The following is a 17737-nucleotide window of genomic DNA, read 5'->3' on the forward strand; positions in this document are numbered from 1 at the left end:
GACCGGCTCGGGCGTCCCGAGCAGGTCGAGGACCGTCACCCCTCCTCCGTCGCGTCGGCGCCCGGCTCGGCCTCGTCCTCGTCGGACGTCTCGGCCCCGGCCGCGCCGACGACCACGAGGTCGCCCTCCTCGACGGGCTCCTTCGAGCCGGTGATCTCGACGTACCCCCCGGCCGCGAGGCCCGTCGTCACCTCGACGAGCCGCGACGCGCCCTCGCCGTCGGCGACCTCGAGGCGGCTCTCGCCGCCCGGGCCCGCGGTGAGCGCCGCGAGCGGCACCGCCAGCACCTCGCCCTCGGTGGAGCTGACGGGCACGCGCACCCGCACGTTGGTGCCCTGCAGCGCGGTGAGCTGCTCGGGCGTCAGGGCGCCGACGGTGAACACGACGCGCCGCCGGTCGCCGGTGGGTCGGGCGGACTCCTCCCCGCCGCCCTCGGCGCCCTCGCCGTCGGCGGCGTCGGCCGGCTTGGTATCCGTCACCTCGGCCACCGTGACCGGCACCTCGCCGTCCTCGAGCGGGATCGTGCCGGCCGTCCCGGGCGTGAGGAGGTCGGCGTCGGCCTTGCTGGCCGACGCGGTGACCTGCACCGTCGCCCCCGAGACGGTCATGAACGCACCGGAGACGGTGCCGCCGCGGCGCACCTCGACGTCGTCGACGCGGCGCGGCAGCGAGGGCAGGTACACGACCTCGGTCGCCGGCAGCGGCGTCAGCGTGTCCGCCTCGGCCTGCTGGAGCGCCGTGCGCGCCGCGTTGACCTGGTCCTGCGCGGCCCGGACGGCGCCGCGCTCCACGCTGGTGTCGGGCGCCTTGTCGGCGGCCGCCCGTGCGGCGCGCGCCGTCTGCAGCGCGGCGTCCGCCTCGACGAGCGCCGGCGGGGAGCAGTCGGCCGCGGACGGGTCGCGCGCCTCGAACGGCAGGGCGCACTGCGAGCCGAGGAACGCCGCGCGGGCCTCGGCGACGCGGATGGCGCCGTCGAGCTCCGCCAGGGACGCGCCCGGCCCCGCGGCGGTGCCCGCGCCGGCGAGCTGCGCCTGCGTGCTGCGCAGGGCCTCCTGCGCGGCCGTCAGCCCCTCCCGGGCGGCCGTGACGGCCTCCGTGGCCTCCTCGCCCGCCGACGGCGGCTCGTACCCGACGCGCTGGTACAGCGCCCGGACGCCCGCGGCGGCCGACGCGTCGTAGGTGGCGTTGGCCGGGTCGCCCCCGTCGATGCCCATCGCCTGCAGGGCCGTGCGCAGCTGCTGGACGTCCGGGCCGGACACCCCGACGCGCAGCGTGCGGTACGTCGGCAGCTCGCCCGGCAGGACGACGACGGGGCGGCCGACGACCTCGAGCGCCACGGCGCCGGCCTCGAGCGTGGCGCCGACCTCCTTGACCTGCCCGGTGACGACGGCGGGACCGCCGAGGTCACCCGTCTCGACGCGGAGCTCGACCGGGTCGTCGTACCCGACGTCGCCGCGCAGCACGACCTCGTTGCCGATGGTCCTCCGCTCGACCGGGACCGTGATGGGGCCGGCGGTCGGCGGTGCCGCCTCCGCGGCGGCCGCACCGGGCGAGACGATCAGGCGGGACAGCAGCACGCCCGCGGCCAGGCACAGCACGGCCACCACGGCCATCGCGACGATCGTGCGGCGCCCGCCGCTGACGTGCGCGCTCATCCGCCCGCTCACTTGCCGTCGGTCGCCGCGGCGGTGCTGTCGTCCGCGAAGGCCTGCAGCTGGTCGCCGTACTTCTCCCACAGCCGGTTCTCCATGGCGAGCTGGGCCGCCTTCTGCGCGTCCGCGTAGCCGCTCTCCTCCTGGCAGCGGCGGTCGGCGGTCGCGACGGCGATCTCCTTCTCCTTGAGCTCGGCGACCTTCGCCTCGTCCGGGGTCGGCGGGACGTACGTCTCCGGGTCCGCCTCGGGGTCCATCTCCTCGTTGTAGCCCATGAGCGCCTCGTACTCGGTCCAGATGCTCTGCGAGGCCTCCTCGGGCGTCGCGAAGTCGTAGCCGGCGTCGGCGACGCACTCCGCCCACGCGCCCTGGGCCTCGCGGACGCCGTCGTCCTCGGCGAGGCGCTCGTACTCGGTGTTCATCTCGTCCATGAGGTCCTGCATGGCCGGGTCGTCCCAGACCTGGCCCTCCTCGTAGACCTCGTGCGACGCGGCGCCCTGGCAGCCTGCGGTCTCCCAGTTGTACTCGACCTCGGCCTCGGGGTCCTCCACCTCCTCCATGACGCCGTACAGGGCGGCGTAGAACGCCTCCTGCTCGGTCTCGGACATCGAGGCGACGTACTCCTGGTTCGGGTCGACGTACTCCTCGGCGCCGCCGAACAGCTCGTCGCTCGTCGTGGCGCCGTACCCGTACTGCTCGGCGAACTCGAGGGAGTCCCACTCGGGGGCGTCGTCGGTGCCCATGAGGCCCTGGTCCATCGGCTCGGCGGGCGTGTACTCGAAGCCCTCCTCCGCCATGCACTCGGCGACGAGCTCCTCGACGCGGCGCTGCTGCGCCTCGTTGTCCTCGGCGTCCATGCTGCCGCCGACCTGCTCGAAGAAGGCGGACAGCGGACCGGTCTCGTCGTCGGACGGGGTGGCGCCGCCGCTGCCGCCGGTGCACCCGGCGAGCAGCAGGGCCACGGCGCCGGCGAAGGCTCCGACGGACGCAGGGAGGTGGGAGCGCATGACGAAGCCCTTTCGGCGGCACGGCAAGGAGGACGAGCGTCACGAAAGGTGACGACTCGGGTCATGGCGACCCTAGCGTCCGGCCCCGGCGCGGTGGGTCCGCCTGCGGGATGAGTTGCGCAGTCGTGACCTGGTACCTCCGGAGCACAACCTCGTGGCCGGCTCATCCGTCAGGGAGGAGCGCCCCGCCGCCGAGCCCGCCGCCGGGCGCCCCCTCAGCCCGCCGGCGGCGCCGCCACGGCGACCGCGAACGCCGGCGCCCGCAGGTCCGCCGCCGCGAAGGCCGTGGCCACGGCCCCGGCGACGTGCTCCACCGCGTCCGCCGGGACGAGCGCGATCGCGGAGCCGCCGAACCCGCCGCCCGTCATCCGGGCGCCGAGGGCGCCGGCGGCACGCGCCGCCTCGACCGCCACGTCGAGCTCGCGGCACGACACCGCGTAGTCGTCCCGCAGCGACGCGTGCGACGCGTCCATGACCGGGCCGACGCCGGCCACGTCGCCCGCCTCGAGCCGTCCCACGAACGTGGTCACCCGGTCGATCTCGGTCACCACGTGGCGCACGCGCCGCACGAGCACGGCGCCGTCGTCGGCCGCGGCGAGGCGGTCCAGCGCGCCGTCCGGCCCCGCGGGGTCGTCCGCCACCTCGCGCAGGGTCGCGACGCCCAGCAGCCCGGCGGCGCGCTCGCACGCGGCCCGCCGCTGCGCGTACTCGCCGTCGACGTGGGAGTGCGGCGCACGCGTGTCGACGACCAGCAGCGCGAGGCCGTGCGCCGCGAGGTCGAACGGCACGTGCCGGACGCGGCCGTCGCGGCAGTCGAGCAGCAGCGCGTGGTCGGCCCGCGCACGCAGCGACGCCGCCTGGTCCATGCCGCCGGTGGGCGCGCCCGCGATCTCGTTCTCCGCGCGCACGCACACGTCCGCGAGGGCCGCGCGGCCGGCGTCGTCCGTGGCCGCGCCGTCGACGACGTCCCCCGCGAGACCCAGCCCGTGCACGGCGTCGAGGGCCACCGCGACGGCCGCCTCGAGTGCCGCGGACGACGACACGCCCGCGCCGAACGGCACGCACGAGTCGATCGCGACGTCGAACCCGCCCACGTCGTGCCCCGCCTCGCGCAGCGCCCACGCGACGCCCACCACGTACGCCGCCCAGCCGTCGACCGTGCCCGGCGCGACGTCCGCGAGGCGCACCTCGCGCACGCCCGACGCCTCCTGCGCGGAGACGAGCCGCACGAGGTCGTCGTCGCGCCGGCGCACCGCCGCGTACGTGCGGTGCGGCAGCGCGACCGGCAGCGCGAGGCCGCCGTTGTAGTCGGTGTGCTCGCCGATGAGGTTGACGCGGCCGGGGGCCGACCACACGCCGTCCGGCTCGGCGTCGAGGACGCGTGCGAACAGCGCGCGGGCGCGCTCCTCGCCGGTGGCGCGGTCCCACGCCGGGGTCCAGGTGAGGTCGTCGGTCGGGCGGTCCGTCATCGTGGTCTCCGCAGCGGTGGTCGGGTCGGTGCTCACGCGAGCTCCTGGAGGCGGCGCGCGATGCGCTCCGGGGTGGTGTCCGAGATCCAGGCGCCCATGCCGGACTCGACGCCGGCGAGGTACTTGAGCTTGCCGGGCGCCCGCAGCACCGAGAACACCTGCAGGTGCAGGCGGGACACGTCGCGGCCCTCGCGCACGGGGGCCTGGTGCCAGCCCGAGATGTACGGCAGCGGGATCGCGCCGCCGTCCCCGTCGACGAAGAACTGGTCGAGCCGGCGCAGCAGGGTCAGGTACGTGACCGACAGGTCGGTGCGCTCGGCGTCGGTGAGCGCGGGCAGGTCGGGGACGTCGCGCCGCGGTGCGAGGTGCACCTCCACGGGCCAGCGCGCCGCGAACGGCACGTACGCCACCCAGTGCTCCGACTCGAGGACGACGCGGGTCCCGTGGCGCAGCTCGGCGTCGAGCACGTCACGGCCCAGCAGGCGGCCCGTGGCGTCCCGGTGCGCGCGGGCCTGCGCGACCATCGCCGCCGTGCGCGGGGTGACGTAGGGGAACGCGTAGATCTGCCCGTGCGGGTGGTGCAGCGTCACCCCGATCTCCTTGCCGCGGTTCTCGAAGCAGAACACCTGCTCGACGCCCGGCAGCGCGGACAGTGCCTCCGTGCGGTCCACCCACGCCTCGACGATCGTGCGCATCCGCTGCGGCGTGACGCTCGACAGCGACGCGGTCGGGTCGGACGAGAAGCAGATGACCTCGCACCGGCCCGCCGCCGGTCGGCGGCGCCACAGCTCCTCGCCGTCGACCTCCTCCGTGGCGTGCGTCGCGCCCGGCACGGCCATGAGCGACGGGAAGCGGTTCTCGAACACGACGACGTCGTAGTCGGTGTCGGGGATCTCGCCGTCCTGGTACGCGGCGCCGGGCCGGGCGGGCGCGAGCGGGTTCGCGTCGGCCGGCGGGAGGAACGTGCGGTTCATGCGGTGCGCCGCCATCGGGATCCACTCGCCCGTGAGCGGGTCGTGCCGGAGCTCCGGACCCGTGACCGGCAACGTCGTGCCGTCCGGCTGCGGCACGGGGGCGAACCGGTCGGGCAGCGGCCGCGGGTCGTCGAGGCGGCGCGTCGCCGCGCCCGACACGTACGGCTCGGAGTCGTCGAAGTAGAAGAGCTCGCGCCCGTCGGCCATGCGCGTCGCGGTGCGGCGGACGCGGGCGGCGGCGGGTGAGGTGCCGGGGGCGTCGGGGGTCGGGGAGGACGGGGTCACGGGGCGCTCCGGTGGTCGGCGGCGGCGAGGGCCGGCGCGGGGTCGGCGGGGGCGGGGGCGGCGGGTGCCAGGTCGGCGGATGCGGCGGGCGTCGACGGCGACGCGGGCACGGGCGCCAGGACGAGGCGGTCGACCGCCGCGGCCAGGTGGGCGCGGGCGGCGGGGGCGAGGCCGGCGTCGACGACGAGCGTGTCGACCTCGTCGTAGCCGCAGATGCGCGCGAGGCCGACCGTGCCCCACTTGGTGCGGTCGGCGAGCACCGTGGTCGCGGCGGCGCACCGGACGAGCGCCCGGTCGGTCGCGGCCTCGGCGAGGTTGGGGGTGGTGGCGCCGTCCGGGTCGAGCCCGTGCACGCCGAGGAACGTGCGGTCGACGCGCAGCCGCTCGAGCGTGGCGTCGGCGACGGGCCCGACGAGCGCGTCGGACGGCGTGCGGGTGCCGCCGGTGAGGACGACCTCGAGGGCGTCGTCGCCGGCCGCGTGCAGGACGTCGGCGACGCGCAGCCCGTTCGTCACGACGGTGAGCGGCCGCAGCGCCGGGTCGGCCGCGATCAGCTGCGCGAGCAGCCACGTGGTGCTGCCGGCGGACAGGGCGACGGACTGGCCGGGCTCGACGTCGGCGAGGGCGGCGCGCGCGACGGCGGCCTTCTCGGCGCCGGCCCACGTGCGCTTCGCCTCGAAGCCGGGCTCGTCGGTCGAGCGGGCCGGGGTGTCGGGCGCGACCGCGCCGCCGTGCACGCGCCGGACGAGGCCGGCCCGCGCGAGCTCGGCGATGTCGCGGCGGACCGTCATGTCCGAGACGTCGAGGGACGTCACGAGGTCGGCGACGCGGACGGCGCCGTGCGTGCGGACCTGGGCGAGGATCCGTTCCCGGCGCTGCGACGCGAGCATGGTCGACAGTATCCATCAGGAACGAACAGAAACCAACAGCGGGCGACGTGCGCCCGCGGCGTCAGCGCCCGATGCGTCAGCGCCCCACGGGGGAGAGGTTCAGCGGGCGGCCCGCCAGGTTCCGCGGCCGGGCGGCCAGCGTGCGCGCCACCGCGCGCAGCGCCAGCGCGCCGTCCGAGCCCGGGTCCGCGAGCACGACCGGCGTGCCCGTGTCGCCCGCCTCGCGCAGGCGCACGTCCAGCGGCACCTGCCCGAGGAGCGGCACGTCGGCGCCGGTGAGCCGCGTGAGGTTCTCCGCCACGCGCGCGCCGCCGCCCGAGCCGAACAGCTCGAGCCGCGAGCCGTCGGGCTGCGTCAGCCACGCCATGTTCTCGACCACCCCGACGACGCGCTGCCGCGTCTGCACCGCCACCGAGCCGGCGCGCTCGGCGACCTCGGCCGCCGCCACCTGCGGCGTCGTGACGACGACGATCTCCGAGCCGGGCAGCAGCTGCGCCACGGAGATCGCGATGTCCCCCGTCCCCGGCGGCAGGTCGAGCAGGAGCACGTCGAGGTCGCCCCAGAAGACGTCGGCGAGGAACTGCTGCAGCGCGCGGTGCAGCATCGGCCCGCGCCACACCACCGGCTGGCCCGCCGGCACGAACATGCCGATCGAGACGACCTTGACGTCGTGCGCGACCGGCGGCATCAGCATGTCGTCGACCTTGGTCGGCGGCCGGTCCACGCCCAGCATGCGCGGGATCGAGAAGCCGTAGATGTCGGCGTCGACGACCCCGACGCGCAGGCCCTCCGCGGCCATCGCGACCGCGAGGTTCGCCGTCACCGACGACTTGCCGACGCCGCCCTTGCCGGACGCGACCGCGATGACCTTGGTCAGCGAGCCCGGCTGCGCGAACGGGATCTGCGGCTCCGCGTCGGTGCCCCGCAGCTGCACGCGCAGGGCCTGCCGCTGCTCGGCCGTCATGACGCCGAGGTCGACGCGCACGCCGACGACGCCCGCGAGCGGGGCGACCGCGGCCGTGACGTCGCGGGTCAGCGTCTCCTTCAACGGGCAGCCGGGGGTCGTCAGGTCGAGGCCGACGACGACGAGGACGCCGGCCGCGCCCGCGGGCTCCGCGTGCACCGACCGGACCATCCCGAGCTCGGTGATCGGCCGCCGGATCTCGGGGTCCTGCACGCCTGCCAGGGCGCCGCGGACCGCGTCGAGCAGCGCGTCGCCGGGCGCGCCGGTCGCGGGCGTGCCGGGCGGGGTCGTGGGGGGCGTGGGCATGCGGCCATGGTAGGTCGCGCCCGCGGCGCGCCGTCCGGGACGCCCGTCCCACGCCGTGCCCGGTGCGGTGGCGTCGCCCGCGCGCGTCAGCGGTCGGGGGAGCGGTGCCGGGCGTCGCCGCGCGGGCGGTCGCCGCCGTCGTCGCCGGTCCCGTCCTGGTCGGTCGCGAGCTCCTCGAGCAGGTTGCGCAGCTCGGACCGCACGAAGTCGCGCGTCGCCACCTCGGACAGGGCGATGCGCAGCGACGCCATCTCGCGCGCGAGGAACTCCGTGTCGGCGAGGTTGCGCTCGGCGCGCTGCCGGTCCTGCTCGGCCTGCACGCGGTCGCGGTCGGCCTGCCGGTTCTGCGCGAGCAGGATGAGCGGCGCCGCGTAGGACGCCTGCAGGGACAGCATGAGGGTGAGGGCGGTGAAGCCGTTCTCGGCCTTGTCGAAGCGCAGGTCGCTCGGCCCCCACGCGTTCCACGCCAGCCAGACCGCGCAGAACACGGTCAGGTAGAAGATGAACCGCGGCGTGCCGAGGAACCGTGCCACCGACTCGGACACGCGACCCGACGCGTCCTCGCCGACGCGGACGCGTGGCAGCAGCTGGCGCCGCGTCTCGCGCGGCTGGTCGAGGCGGTCAGCCACGGCGGCCACCGTTGCGCACGACCCGGGTCGGCCGCGTCGGCGGACCCACGTTCTCGTCGTCGGTCTCGCGCCAGTCGGCCGGCAGCAGGTGGTCGAGGACGTCGTCGACCGACACCGCGCCCAGCAGGCGGCGCTGCTCGTCGACCACGGGCAGGGCGAGCAGGTTGTACGTGGCGAGCTGGCGCGTCACCGTCAGCAGCGGGGCGTCCGCGGCGACGGGCTCGATGTCGGTGTCGACGATCTGCCCGATCGACTCGTGCGGCGGCTCGCGCAGCATGCGCTGCAGGTGCACGACGCCGATGAACCGCCCGGTCGGCGTCTCGAGCGGCGGCCGGGCGACGAACACGAGCGACGCGAGCGCGGGGTTGAGGTCCTGCCGGCGGACGTGCGCGAGCGCCGCCGCGATCGACGTCTCCGGACCCAGGAGCACCGGCTCGGTCGTCATGAGCCCGCCGGCGGTGTTGTCCTCGTACGCGAGCAGGCGGCGGACGTCCTTCGCCTCCTCGGGCTCCATGAGCTCGAGCAGCTGCGCGACCTGCTCCTGCGGCAGCTCGCCGAGCAGGTCGGCGGCGTCGTCCGGCTGCATCGCCTCGAGGACGTCGGCCGCGCGCGGCAGTTCGAGCGCGCGCAGGATCGCGACCTGGTCGTCCTCCGGCAGCTCCTCGAGCACGTCGGCGAGCCGCTCGTCGTCCAACGCGCTCGCGACCTCCAGCCGCCGCGTGACGCCCAGCTCGTGCAGCACGTCGGCCAGGTCGGCGGCCTTCATGTCCTCGTACTGCGCGAGCAGCAGCTCGGCGCCCTGCGCGCTCGACGGCCGCCCCAGGCCCTGCACCTGCTCGACCGGCACGAGCAGCGTCTCGCCGCGACGCCGCAGCAGGCCGCCGCGGTGGTCGGACCGCCGCACGTACACCTTCGTGACGTGCCAGTCGCCGCTGCGCTGCTGCTCCATCGCGACGTCCTCGACCGTCGCGGACCCCGACCCGTCGAGCAGCTCGACCGTGCGGTCCAGGAGCTCGCCGACGACGAGCGTCTCCGACGCGCGCTGCTCGAACCGCCGCATGTTCACCAGGCCGGTGGAGATAACCTGCCCGGCGTCGATGCTCGTCACGCGCGTCAGCGGCAGGAAGACGCGGCGGCGGCCGGGCACCTCGACGACCAGGCCGACGGCGCGCGGCCCGCCCTTCAGGCGCACCAGCACGACGACGTCGCGCACCCGCCCGACCTCGTCCCCGAGCGGGTCGAAGACCCGGGTGCCGGCGAGGCGCGCGACGAAGACCCTGGTCCCGACGCTGCTCACGCGGCCACCCTAGTGCGGACGGGCGGCCGTCACCCGGCGCACGCCGCCGCCTCAGCGCGCCGGGCGGGCGCCGTGCTTCCAGTAGCCGCAGAACGCGATGTCGCTCTTCGCGACGCCCTGCGCGACGAGGTGGCGGCGCACGCCCTGCGTGAGCGCCTGCTCCCCGACGACGAAGGCGTACGGCCGTCCGGGCGGGAGCGTCGCCGCGGCGACCGTGCGCAGCGCCAGCGCCCCCGGCACCGCGTGCGGGTCGTCGCGGTGCAGCCAGCGCACCTCGACGTGCGCGGGCGCGTCGACCGGCTGGACGTCCTCGGCCGTCGGCACCTCGAGGAACGCCACGCCGCGTGCGTCGGCGGGCAGCGCCGCGAGCACGCCGAGCGCCGCCGGCAGGCCGGACTCCTCCGCGACGACGAGCGTCCAGTCCTGCGTGCCGTCGGCGGCGAACGTCACGCCCTCGTCGAGCAGGGCCATCGGGGACCCGACCTCGCACCGGGCGGCCCACCCGGCGGCGCTCACGGTGCCCGGCCCGAGCGCGCCGTGCGCCACGAGGTCGATGTCGATCTCGCCCGGACGCGTCGCACGGACCGTGTAGTTGCGCAGCAGCGGCCGGCGCGACTCCGGCATCGTCAGGTATCGGGCGTAGCCCTTGAGGTCGACGCCCGACGGCAGGTGCAGCGCGTCCTGCCCGGGGCGGGGCACGAACAGGCGGAACCACTGGTCGGCACCGCGGGGCACGAAGCCGTCGGCGAGGTCGCCGCCGCCGACGGTGACGCGCAGCATGTGCGGGGTCACGCGTCGCGCGGCGAGCACCTCGCCGCGCAGGAGCTGGTGCGTCTCGGGCGGGTTCAGCGTGCTGGAGCGGGCCACGGGAGGTCCTCGTCGTCGGGCCGACGGCGGTCCGTCGGGTGCGGGTCGGGCGGGTGCGGGTGGGGTGCGGGTGAGGTGCGGTCGGCCGGGCGCGTGCCGGTCAGCGCAGGAGCAGCCAGGTCGCGAGCGTCGCGGCGCAGCCGACGGCCACGACGGCGGTGTCGCGCCCGCGCCACGGGACGCGGTACCGCTCGGTGCGGGTCGGGTGGGCGCCGAACGCGCGGGCGTCCATCGCGAGCGCGACGCGCTCGGCGTGGCGCAGCGCGCCGGCCAGCAGCGGGACGGCGTAGCCCACGTAGCGGCGCAGGTCGGCGACCGGACCCGTGCCGGTCCCGGTGCCGCGCACGCGGTGCGCCGCCCGGATCACGGCGAGCTCGTGGCCGAAGCGCGGCACGAACCGGAAGGCGGCGAGCGCCGTCCAGCCAATCCGGTACGGCACGCGCAGCTGCTGCTGCGTCGCGCGGACGAGGTCGGGGCCGGTCGTCGTCAGCCCGCCGACGCACGACAGGAGCACCACGGCGTACAGCCGCGCGACCGTGCCGACGCCCTCGGCGAGCGCCGCCTGCGTGTACCCCCACGAGCCGAGCTGCACGAGGACCGGCGAGCCGGCGGTCGTCGCCGGTGCGACCCACAGGCCCAGCGTGACGCCGACGACGAGCGCGCCGAGCGGCGCGGCGACGAGGAGCCCGGCGAGCACGCGCGCGCCCAGGCCGCCGCCGACGAGGAGCAGCACGGCGGCGGCGCCCGCGAGCACCGCCGCGGCGGCCGGCTCGTGCCACACGACCAGCAGCACCATGGCGGGCAGGGTCGCGGCGACCTTGGCGAGCGGGTTCAGCCGGCGCAGGACGCCCGGACGCGCGTCGACGGCCCACGCGTGCGCGACGGCGGTCGCGGCGCTCACGCGTCCGCCCCCACAGGGAGCGCCCCGGTGCCGACCACCCCTGACCCGACCACCCCAGACCCGACCGCGCCTGACCCGACCACCCCTGACCCGACCACCCCTGCGCCGACCCCCGCGGAGCGCGGCGCGCCCGGCAGGTCCGCGAGCCGCGTCACGCCTCGCCAGGCGGCGTGCCGGCGCAGCCGCCGCGTCGCACGGGCGAGCGGCGGGGGCAGCAGCCCCGCGTCCTCGAGCGCGGTGCCGGCCAGCACGTCGCCCGTCGCGCCCGACGCCGTGACGCGGCCGTCGCGCAGCACGGCGACGTGCGTGGCGTGGTCGGCGACGAGCTGCAGGTCGTGCGTGACGAGCAGCACCGTGGTGCCGCCGGCGACGAGCCGGCCCAGCAGCGCGAGCAGCTCGGCGGCGCGCTCGCGGTCCTGCCCGTACGTCGGCTCGTCGAGCACCAGCACGCGTGCGCCCGTGACGAGGGCCGTCCCGACCGACAGCCGGCGCTTCTGCCCGCCGGACAGCAGGAACGGGTGGACGTCGCGCTCGGCGACGAGGTCGAGCCGGCGCAGCATGTCGTCGACGGCCGCGGCGGTCGTCGCGTCGTCCGCGCCCTGCAGCCGCAGGCCGTGCGCGACCTCGTCGGCCACCGTGCCGCGCACGAACTGGTGCTCCGGGTTCTGGAAGACGAAGCCGACGCTGCGCACGAGCGTGCGCGGCGGCGTGCGCGCGGGGTCGACGCCCGCCACCTGCACGGTGCCACGGGGCGGCGGGACGACGCCGGCGACGGCCTGCGCGAGGGTGGTCTTGCCGGCGCCGTTGACGCCGACGAGCGCGAGCATGGCGCCCGCGGGGACGTCGAGGTCGACACCGTCGAGCACCGTGCGGCGGCCGCGGCGCACGGTCAGGCCGCGGACCCGCACGGCGGGCGGCGGGTCGTCGGCGGCGGTGGTGGTCGTGGTGGTGGTCGGCGCTGCGGCGGACGGCGCTGCGGCGGACGGCGCGCGCGCGGGCGACGGGAGGTCGTCCGTGGCGTCGAGCGCCGCCGCCAGCTCGTGCGGCGTCAGGGGCAGCGGGTCCAGCGCGACGCCGGCCGCGCGCAGCCGCAGCGCGGCGAGCGTCGAGACGGGCAGCCAGACCCCGAGGGCGGCGACCTCCTCGGCGCGGGTGCCGAGGACGTCGCGGACCGGGCCGTCGAGGGCGAGCCGACCCGCACGGTCCAGCACGACGACCCGGTCGACGAGGTCGACCGCCGCGTCGAGGTTGTGCTCGACGAGCACGACCGCCCGCGTGCCGTCGGCCACGACCGCCCGCAGCGCGGCGTAGACCTCCTCGATGCCGGCGGGGTCGAGGTTCGCCGTCGGCTCGTCGAGCACGACGACGGGGGACCCGAGCGCCAGCGCGCACGCGATCGCCAGGCGCTGGCGGCCGCCGCCGGACAGCGCGTCCGGGGCGTCGGCGCGCCGGTCCCACAGGCGGACGGCGCGCAGGGCGTGCTTGGCCCGGTCCAGCACCTCGGGCGCCGGTACCCGCAGGTTCTCCGGCCCGAAGCACACCTCGTCGAGCACCGTGCCGGTGACGACCTGCGCGTCGGGGTCCTGGAAGACCATGGCGACGTGCTCGGACAGCCGCGCGACCGTCGTCGCCGTCGTCGCGGTCCCGTCGACCACGACGCGTCCCGTCAGCTCCGCCGGGACCGCGTGCGGCACGAGGCCGTCCAGGGCGAGCGCGAGCGTCGACTTGCCCGAGCCGCTCGGGCCGAGCAGCAGCACGACCTCGCCGGGCCGGACCTCGAACGTGACGCCGTCCGGCGTCCAGGCCGTGCGGCCCTCGTGCCGGATGCGGACGTCCTCGACGCGGACGCTCACGCGGTGGCGGCCGGTGCGGCGGCGGGGTCGGCCGGCGTCGTCGTGCGGCTCGTCGACGGGGCGGGGGAGGGCGCCGTCGCACCGGCGACCGCACGCCGGCGACGGTCCTCGGGCAGCTGCAGGCCGCGCATCGCGCCGGTCCGGGTGAGGCGCGCGGCGACGACCCGCGCGAGCCACGTGAACAGCAGCATCCCGCCGAGCAGCAGCGTCGGCAGCGCGACCTGCGCCCACACCTGGTAGCTGCCGATGTCGTAGTACGTCCACCACGTCCACGTGTAGAAGGCGGCACCGGCGAGGGGCGCGACGTAGAACACGGGCGCGCGCCACCAGCGGTAGCCGAGCAGGGCGAACGGCACCTCGAGCAGCACCGCCACGTACAGCCAGCCGTAGATCGTCGTGAAGCTGCCCGGCACGAACGGCGCGGCGGCGACCGCGGCGAGCATCGTCGTGAGGAACCCGACGCCGGGGCGGCGGAACGCGGCGAGCGCGATCATGCCCGGCAGCAGGTAGAAGCCCGCCGCCAGCCCCATGAGGAACGGCGCCGCGGTCGCCAGCGTGGTGAACAGGTAGAAGCTCGGGATGCCGACGAGGCCGCCGCCGACGCCGATGGCGGCGCAGGACAGCAGCAGGCGGGTGCTCCAGCGGGTCATGACGTGGCGTCCTCCGGTCGGGCGCCCCGGCGCGGTGACGGGGCCCGGGCAAGTGTGAGGTAAGGCTCACCTCAGCGTCAACGGTCCCGGGTGCCCGCATCCCTGGCGGCGGCCCGGCCGCTGCGGGAGGATCGGCACATGGCGCTCTCGCAGTCCGGACGCATCCCCCGCACGCCGACGCTGCCCACGGGCGAGCCCGTGGCGTCGTACCAGACGTACCTCGAGGCGCAGAAGGCCGTCGACGCGCTCGCCGACGCGTCCTTCCCGGTGCAGCACGTGACGATCGTCGGCACCGACCTGCGCATGGTCGAGCGCGTGATCCGCCGCCTGTCCTACCCGAGCGCGGCCCTCGGCGGGTTCGCGTCCGGCGCGTGGTTCGGCCTGTTCGTCGGCCTCCTGCTCACGCTCTTCTCGCCGCCCAACAGCGCGAGCGTGCTGCTGCCGGCCATCCTCTTCGGCGGCGCGTTCGGGCTGCTGTTCTCCGTCATCACGTACGCCATGACGCGCAACCGCCGCGACTTCGCGTCCGCGAGCCAGATCGTCGCGACGTCGTACGCCGTGCTGTGCCACGCGGAGCACGCGCACAAGGCGCGCGCGATCCTGCAGGAGGTCGGCGGCGTCGTCAGCGGCACGCCGGCCGTGCCGCCCGCACCGGTCGGGCCGCGCCCGTCGGACCCGGCCGCGTCCTACTCGCCGGCGGGTGCGCCCGCCGCGCCGCCGCAGACGCCGCCCCCGCCGGGCGGGCCGCAGCCCCCGCCGCAGGCCTGACCGTCGGGGCACGGTCCGGCCGTCGGCCGGGCGCGTCGGCCGGAAGGCCCCGCGGAGCGGCTCAGGCCCCGCGGGGCCGCTCACGCCCCGCGGAGCGACTCACGCCCCGCGGAGCGACGCCATCCACGCCTCGACCGCGTCGGGGTCGCGCGGCAGCGCGGCGCTGAGGTTCTCGTTGCCGTCGGCGGTGATGACGACGTCGTCCTCGATGCGCACGCCGATGCCGCGCAGCTCCTGCGGCACGAGCAGGTCGTCGGACTTGAAGTACAGGCCCGGCTCGATCGTGAACACCATGCCGGGCTCGAGCACGCCGTCGAGGTAGAGCTCGCCGCGCGCCTGCGCGCAGTCGTGCACGTCGAGCCCGAGGTGGTGGCTCGTGCCGTGCACCATCCAGCGGCGGTGGTGCTGGTTCTCGGGCAGCAGCGACTCCTCGGCGCTCACGGGCAGCAGCCCCCAGTCGGCGAGCCGGGCCGCGAGCACGCGCATCGCCGCGTCGTGCACGTCGCGGAACCGCGCGCCCGGGACGGCGGCCGCGAAGCCGGCGTCGGCCGCGTCCAGCACCGCCTGGTACACGCGCCGCTGCACGTCGGTGAACGTGCCGTCGACGGGCAGCGTGCGCGTCACGTCCGCCGTGTAGAGGGAGTCGGCCTCGACGCCGGCGTCGATGAGCACGAGCTGCCCGGCCTCGACGCGGCCGTCGTTGTCCGTCCAGTGCAGCGTCGTCGCGTGCTCGCCGGCCGCGGCGATCGTCGTGTAGCCGACGTCGTTGCCCTCCTGCCGGGCGTGGCCGATGAAGACGCCCTCGAGCACGCGCTCGCCGCGCCGGTGCTCGACCGCGCGCGGCAGCGCACGGACCATGTGGGCGAAGCCGTCGACCGTCGCGTCGACGGCCACGCGCATCTGCTCGACCTCGTACGCGTCCTTGACGAGCCGCAGCTCCGAGAGGGCCTCGGCGAGCCGCGCGTCGCGCTCGCCGGCCTCCTCCTGGCCGCGGATCTCCGCGACGACCGCCTCGACCGTCGCGTCGGCCTCGGGCACCACGAGCAGCTCGACGCCGCCGGCGCCGACGTCCTTGGCGAGCGCGTCGCGCAGGTCGTCGAGGTGCGCCGTGCGGATGCCCGTCGCCGTCGCGACCTCGTCGAGCGTGGGGCGCGCGCCGACCCAGAACTCGCCGTACCGGGAGTCGGAGAAGAACTCGGGGGTGTCGCGGCCGGCCAGCGGGTTCATGTGCAGCACCGCCCGGTGCGCCGAGCCGTCGTCGCCCGTGCCGTCCTCGACCGGGTGCAGCACGAGCACCGCGTCCGGCTCCTGCTCCTGCCCGAGCCCCGTGAGGTGCGCGAACGCCGCGTGCGGGCGGAAGCGGTGGTCCGTGTCGTTCGAGCGGACGCGGAACGTGCCGGCGGGCACGACGAGCCGGACGCCGGGGAAGAGCGCGGACAGGCGCGAGCGCCGTGCCGCCGTGAAGTCGGCCGCGGGCAGCCGCTCGGCGCGGCCCCCGGGGCGCTCGCCCCAGCCCGAGCTGATGAACTCGAGGAACCGCTCCGACTGCGGCCGGTGCGAGCGGTTCGCGTTGCGCTCCGCGAGCTCCTGCTCGTCCGCGGACGCCGGCACGGGCGTCTCGGGGGTGATCGTCTCGGGGGTCACGTCGTCGGCGTCCACGCGACCAGTCTGCACCGTGCACCGCACCTGCCGGGAGCGGGCGCGTGCGGCCGCGTCGGCGCCCGGCGCTACGGTGCCCCGGTGCGCATCGACCTCCACACGCACTCGTCCGCGTCCGACGGCACCGAGCGTCCCGCCGACGTCGTCGCGTCCGCCCGCGCCGCCGGGCTGGACGTCGTCGCCCTCACCGACCACGACACGACCGCCGGCTGGGACGAGGCGGCCGCCGCCGCGCGCACCCACGGGATCGGGCTCGTGCGGGGCACCGAGGTGTCGGCGCGCTGGCGCGGGATCAGCGTCCACCTGCTGTGCTACCTCCAGGACCCCGCCCACCCCGCGCTCGCGGACGAGCTCGCGCGGGCCCGCGAGTCGCGCGTGCACCGGGCCGAGCGCATCGTCGACCTGCTGGCCCGCGACGTCCCGATCACCTGGGCGGACGTGCTCGAGCAGGCGCGCGACGCCGTCGTCGTGGGGCGCCCCCACATCGCCGACGCCCTCGTCGCCCGCGGCGTCGTGCCCGACCGCGACGCCGCCTTCGCGCACCTGCTGGCGTCCGGCGGGCCGTACCACGTCGACCACTACGCGCCCGAGGCGCCCGACGCCGTCGCGGCGATCCGCGCGGCCGGCGGCGTGCCGGTGTTCGCGCACCCGGCGGCCGACGCGCGCGGGCGCGTCGTGCCGGAGCGGGTGTTCGACCAGCTCGCCGAGGCGGGCCTCGCGGGCGTCGAGGTGCACCACCGCGACCACACGCCCGCGCAGCGCGCGCGGCTCGCCGCGGTCGCCGCACGCCTCGGGCTGCTCGTCACCGGCTCGAGCGACTACCACGGGGCGGGGAAGGCCAACCGGCTGGGGGAGAATCTCACCGACCCGCAGGTGCTCGCCGCGATCGCGGCGCAGGGGACGACGGAGGTGGTGGCCGCGTGAGCGGCGTGCTCGACGTGCAGCTGTTCATCTCGGCGTTCGTGACGCTGTTCGTCATCATGGACCCGCCCGGGACCGTCCCGATCTTCCTCGCGCTCACCGGCTCCATGACGCGCCAGCAGCGGGCGCGCGCGGCGCGGCAGGCGATCCTCGTCGCGTTCGGCGTGATCGTCGGCTTCGCGCTGGTCGGGCAGTCGCTGCTCGACTACCTGCACGTCTCGGTGTCGGCGCTGCAGGCGGCCGGCGGCCTGCTCCTGCTGCTGGTGGCGATGGAGCTGCTCACCGGCAAGATGGACGGCTCGGGGTCCGACGTGGCCACGCAGGGCAACGTCGCCCTCGTGCCGCTGGGCACGCCGCTGCTCGCCGGGCCGGGGGCGATCGTCGCCACCATGGTGCTCGTGCAGCAGGCGAGCGAGCCGCCGCAGTGGACCGCGATCGCGCTCGCGGTGGTGCTCGTGCACGTGTGCCTGTGGCTGTCGATGCGGTTCGCCAACGCGATCCACCGGGTGCTCAAGGACTCCGGCACGATGCTCGTCAGCCGCATCGCCGGTCTGCTGCTCGCCGCGATCGCGGTGCAGCTGCTCGCCGACGCCGTGCTGGCCTTCGCCCGTCAGCTCTGACGCACGAACGGCCCGGTCGGGAGTC

16 protein-coding genes are annotated in these 17737 nt (G+C 76.5%); 3 read left to right on the forward strand and 13 right to left on the reverse strand.

The window, feature by feature from the left end; all coding sequences use genetic code 11:
* Window positions 1-35: 35 nt before the first annotated feature.
* The 12 genes from ACFUMH_RS13550 to ACFUMH_RS13605 form a co-directional block, all read right to left on the reverse strand.
* Window positions 36-1655 carry a hypothetical protein gene (locus ACFUMH_RS13550; RefSeq protein ID WP_378206303.1) on the reverse strand — a complete coding sequence of 540 codons (1620 nt, stop codon included), beginning with the start codon at window positions 1653-1655 and terminating at the stop codon, window positions 36-38.
* Window positions 1656-1663: 8 nt separating this feature from the next.
* Window positions 1664-2659 (reverse strand): hypothetical protein, encoded by a 996-nt coding sequence (locus ACFUMH_RS13555; protein WP_378206305.1) that lies wholly within the window; start codon window positions 2657-2659, stop codon window positions 1664-1666.
* Between the two features lie 215 nt (window positions 2660-2874).
* The gene (gene galK / locus ACFUMH_RS13560; RefSeq protein WP_378206341.1) at window positions 2875-4128 is read right to left on the reverse strand and encodes a galactokinase; all 1254 of its coding nucleotides are present in this window, start codon (window positions 4126-4128) and stop codon (window positions 2875-2877) included.
* A gap of 32 nt (window positions 4129-4160) precedes the next feature.
* Window positions 4161-5309, reverse strand: a complete 1149-nt coding sequence (gene galT / locus ACFUMH_RS13565) for a galactose-1-phosphate uridylyltransferase (RefSeq protein WP_378206345.1) — start codon at window positions 5307-5309, stop codon at window positions 4161-4163.
* A gap of 74 nt (window positions 5310-5383) precedes the next feature.
* Window positions 5384-6277, reverse strand: a complete 894-nt coding sequence (locus tag ACFUMH_RS13570) for a DeoR/GlpR family DNA-binding transcription regulator (RefSeq protein WP_378206308.1) — start codon at window positions 6275-6277, stop codon at window positions 5384-5386.
* A 76-nt stretch (window positions 6278-6353) separates the two neighbouring features.
* Window positions 6354-7547, reverse strand: a complete 1194-nt coding sequence (locus ACFUMH_RS13575) for an Mrp/NBP35 family ATP-binding protein (RefSeq protein WP_378206311.1) — start codon at window positions 7545-7547, stop codon at window positions 6354-6356.
* 86 nt (window positions 7548-7633) lie between these two features.
* Window positions 7634-8176 carry a DUF1003 domain-containing protein gene (locus tag ACFUMH_RS13580; protein ID WP_378206314.1) on the reverse strand — a complete coding sequence of 181 codons (543 nt, stop codon included), beginning with the start codon at window positions 8174-8176 and terminating at the stop codon, window positions 7634-7636.
* The gene (locus ACFUMH_RS13585) at window positions 8169-9473 is read right to left on the reverse strand and encodes a magnesium transporter MgtE N-terminal domain-containing protein (protein WP_378206317.1); all 1305 of its coding nucleotides are present in this window, start codon (window positions 9471-9473) and stop codon (window positions 8169-8171) included. The genes ACFUMH_RS13580 and ACFUMH_RS13585 overlap by 8 nt, the downstream gene beginning before the upstream one ends.
* A gap of 51 nt (window positions 9474-9524) precedes the next feature.
* On the reverse strand, window positions 9525-10340 hold the full coding sequence (locus ACFUMH_RS13590) for a siderophore-interacting protein (protein ID WP_378206320.1): 816 nt from the start codon (window positions 10338-10340) through the stop codon (window positions 9525-9527).
* A 100-nt stretch (window positions 10341-10440) separates the two neighbouring features.
* The gene (locus ACFUMH_RS13595) at window positions 10441-11241 is read right to left on the reverse strand and encodes an energy-coupling factor transporter transmembrane component T family protein (protein ID WP_378206323.1); all 801 of its coding nucleotides are present in this window, start codon (window positions 11239-11241) and stop codon (window positions 10441-10443) included.
* On the reverse strand, window positions 11238-13094 hold the full coding sequence (locus tag ACFUMH_RS13600; protein WP_378206326.1) for an ABC transporter ATP-binding protein: 1857 nt from the start codon (window positions 13092-13094) through the stop codon (window positions 11238-11240). The genes ACFUMH_RS13595 and ACFUMH_RS13600 overlap by 4 nt, the downstream gene beginning before the upstream one ends.
* On the reverse strand, window positions 13091-13744 hold the full coding sequence (locus ACFUMH_RS13605) for an ECF transporter S component (protein ID WP_378206329.1): 654 nt from the start codon (window positions 13742-13744) through the stop codon (window positions 13091-13093). The genes ACFUMH_RS13600 and ACFUMH_RS13605 overlap by 4 nt, the downstream gene beginning before the upstream one ends.
* Before the next feature lie 138 nt (window positions 13745-13882).
* Here ACFUMH_RS13605 and ACFUMH_RS13610 point away from each other — a divergent pair, with 138 nt between their 5' ends.
* Complete coding sequence (locus ACFUMH_RS13610; RefSeq protein WP_378206332.1) at window positions 13883-14512, forward strand: general stress protein; 630 nt, start codon at window positions 13883-13885, stop codon at window positions 14510-14512.
* Window positions 14513-14611: 99 nt separating this feature from the next.
* Here the strand turns inward: ACFUMH_RS13610 and ACFUMH_RS13615 are convergent, their stop codons facing one another.
* A complete protein-coding gene (locus ACFUMH_RS13615) occupies window positions 14612-16141 on the reverse strand; it encodes an aminopeptidase P family protein (RefSeq protein WP_378206348.1) in 1530 nt (509 codons plus the stop codon).
* A gap of 111 nt (window positions 16142-16252) precedes the next feature.
* On the opposite strand from ACFUMH_RS13615, the gene ACFUMH_RS13620 reads away from it, so the two are divergent.
* Window positions 16253-17095: a PHP domain-containing protein gene (locus tag ACFUMH_RS13620; protein ID WP_378206335.1), complete on the forward strand. Its 843-nt coding sequence runs from the start codon at window positions 16253-16255 to the stop codon at window positions 17093-17095.
* Window positions 17092-17712: a MarC family protein gene (locus ACFUMH_RS13625; protein ID WP_378206338.1), complete on the forward strand. Its 621-nt coding sequence runs from the start codon at window positions 17092-17094 to the stop codon at window positions 17710-17712. The genes ACFUMH_RS13620 and ACFUMH_RS13625 overlap by 4 nt, the downstream gene beginning before the upstream one ends.
* Window positions 17713-17737: the final 25 nt, after the last annotated feature.

Source organism: Cellulomonas sp. NPDC057328 (assembly GCF_042667215.1).
Lineage (GTDB): Bacteria > Actinomycetota > Actinomycetes > Actinomycetales > Cellulomonadaceae > Cellulomonas.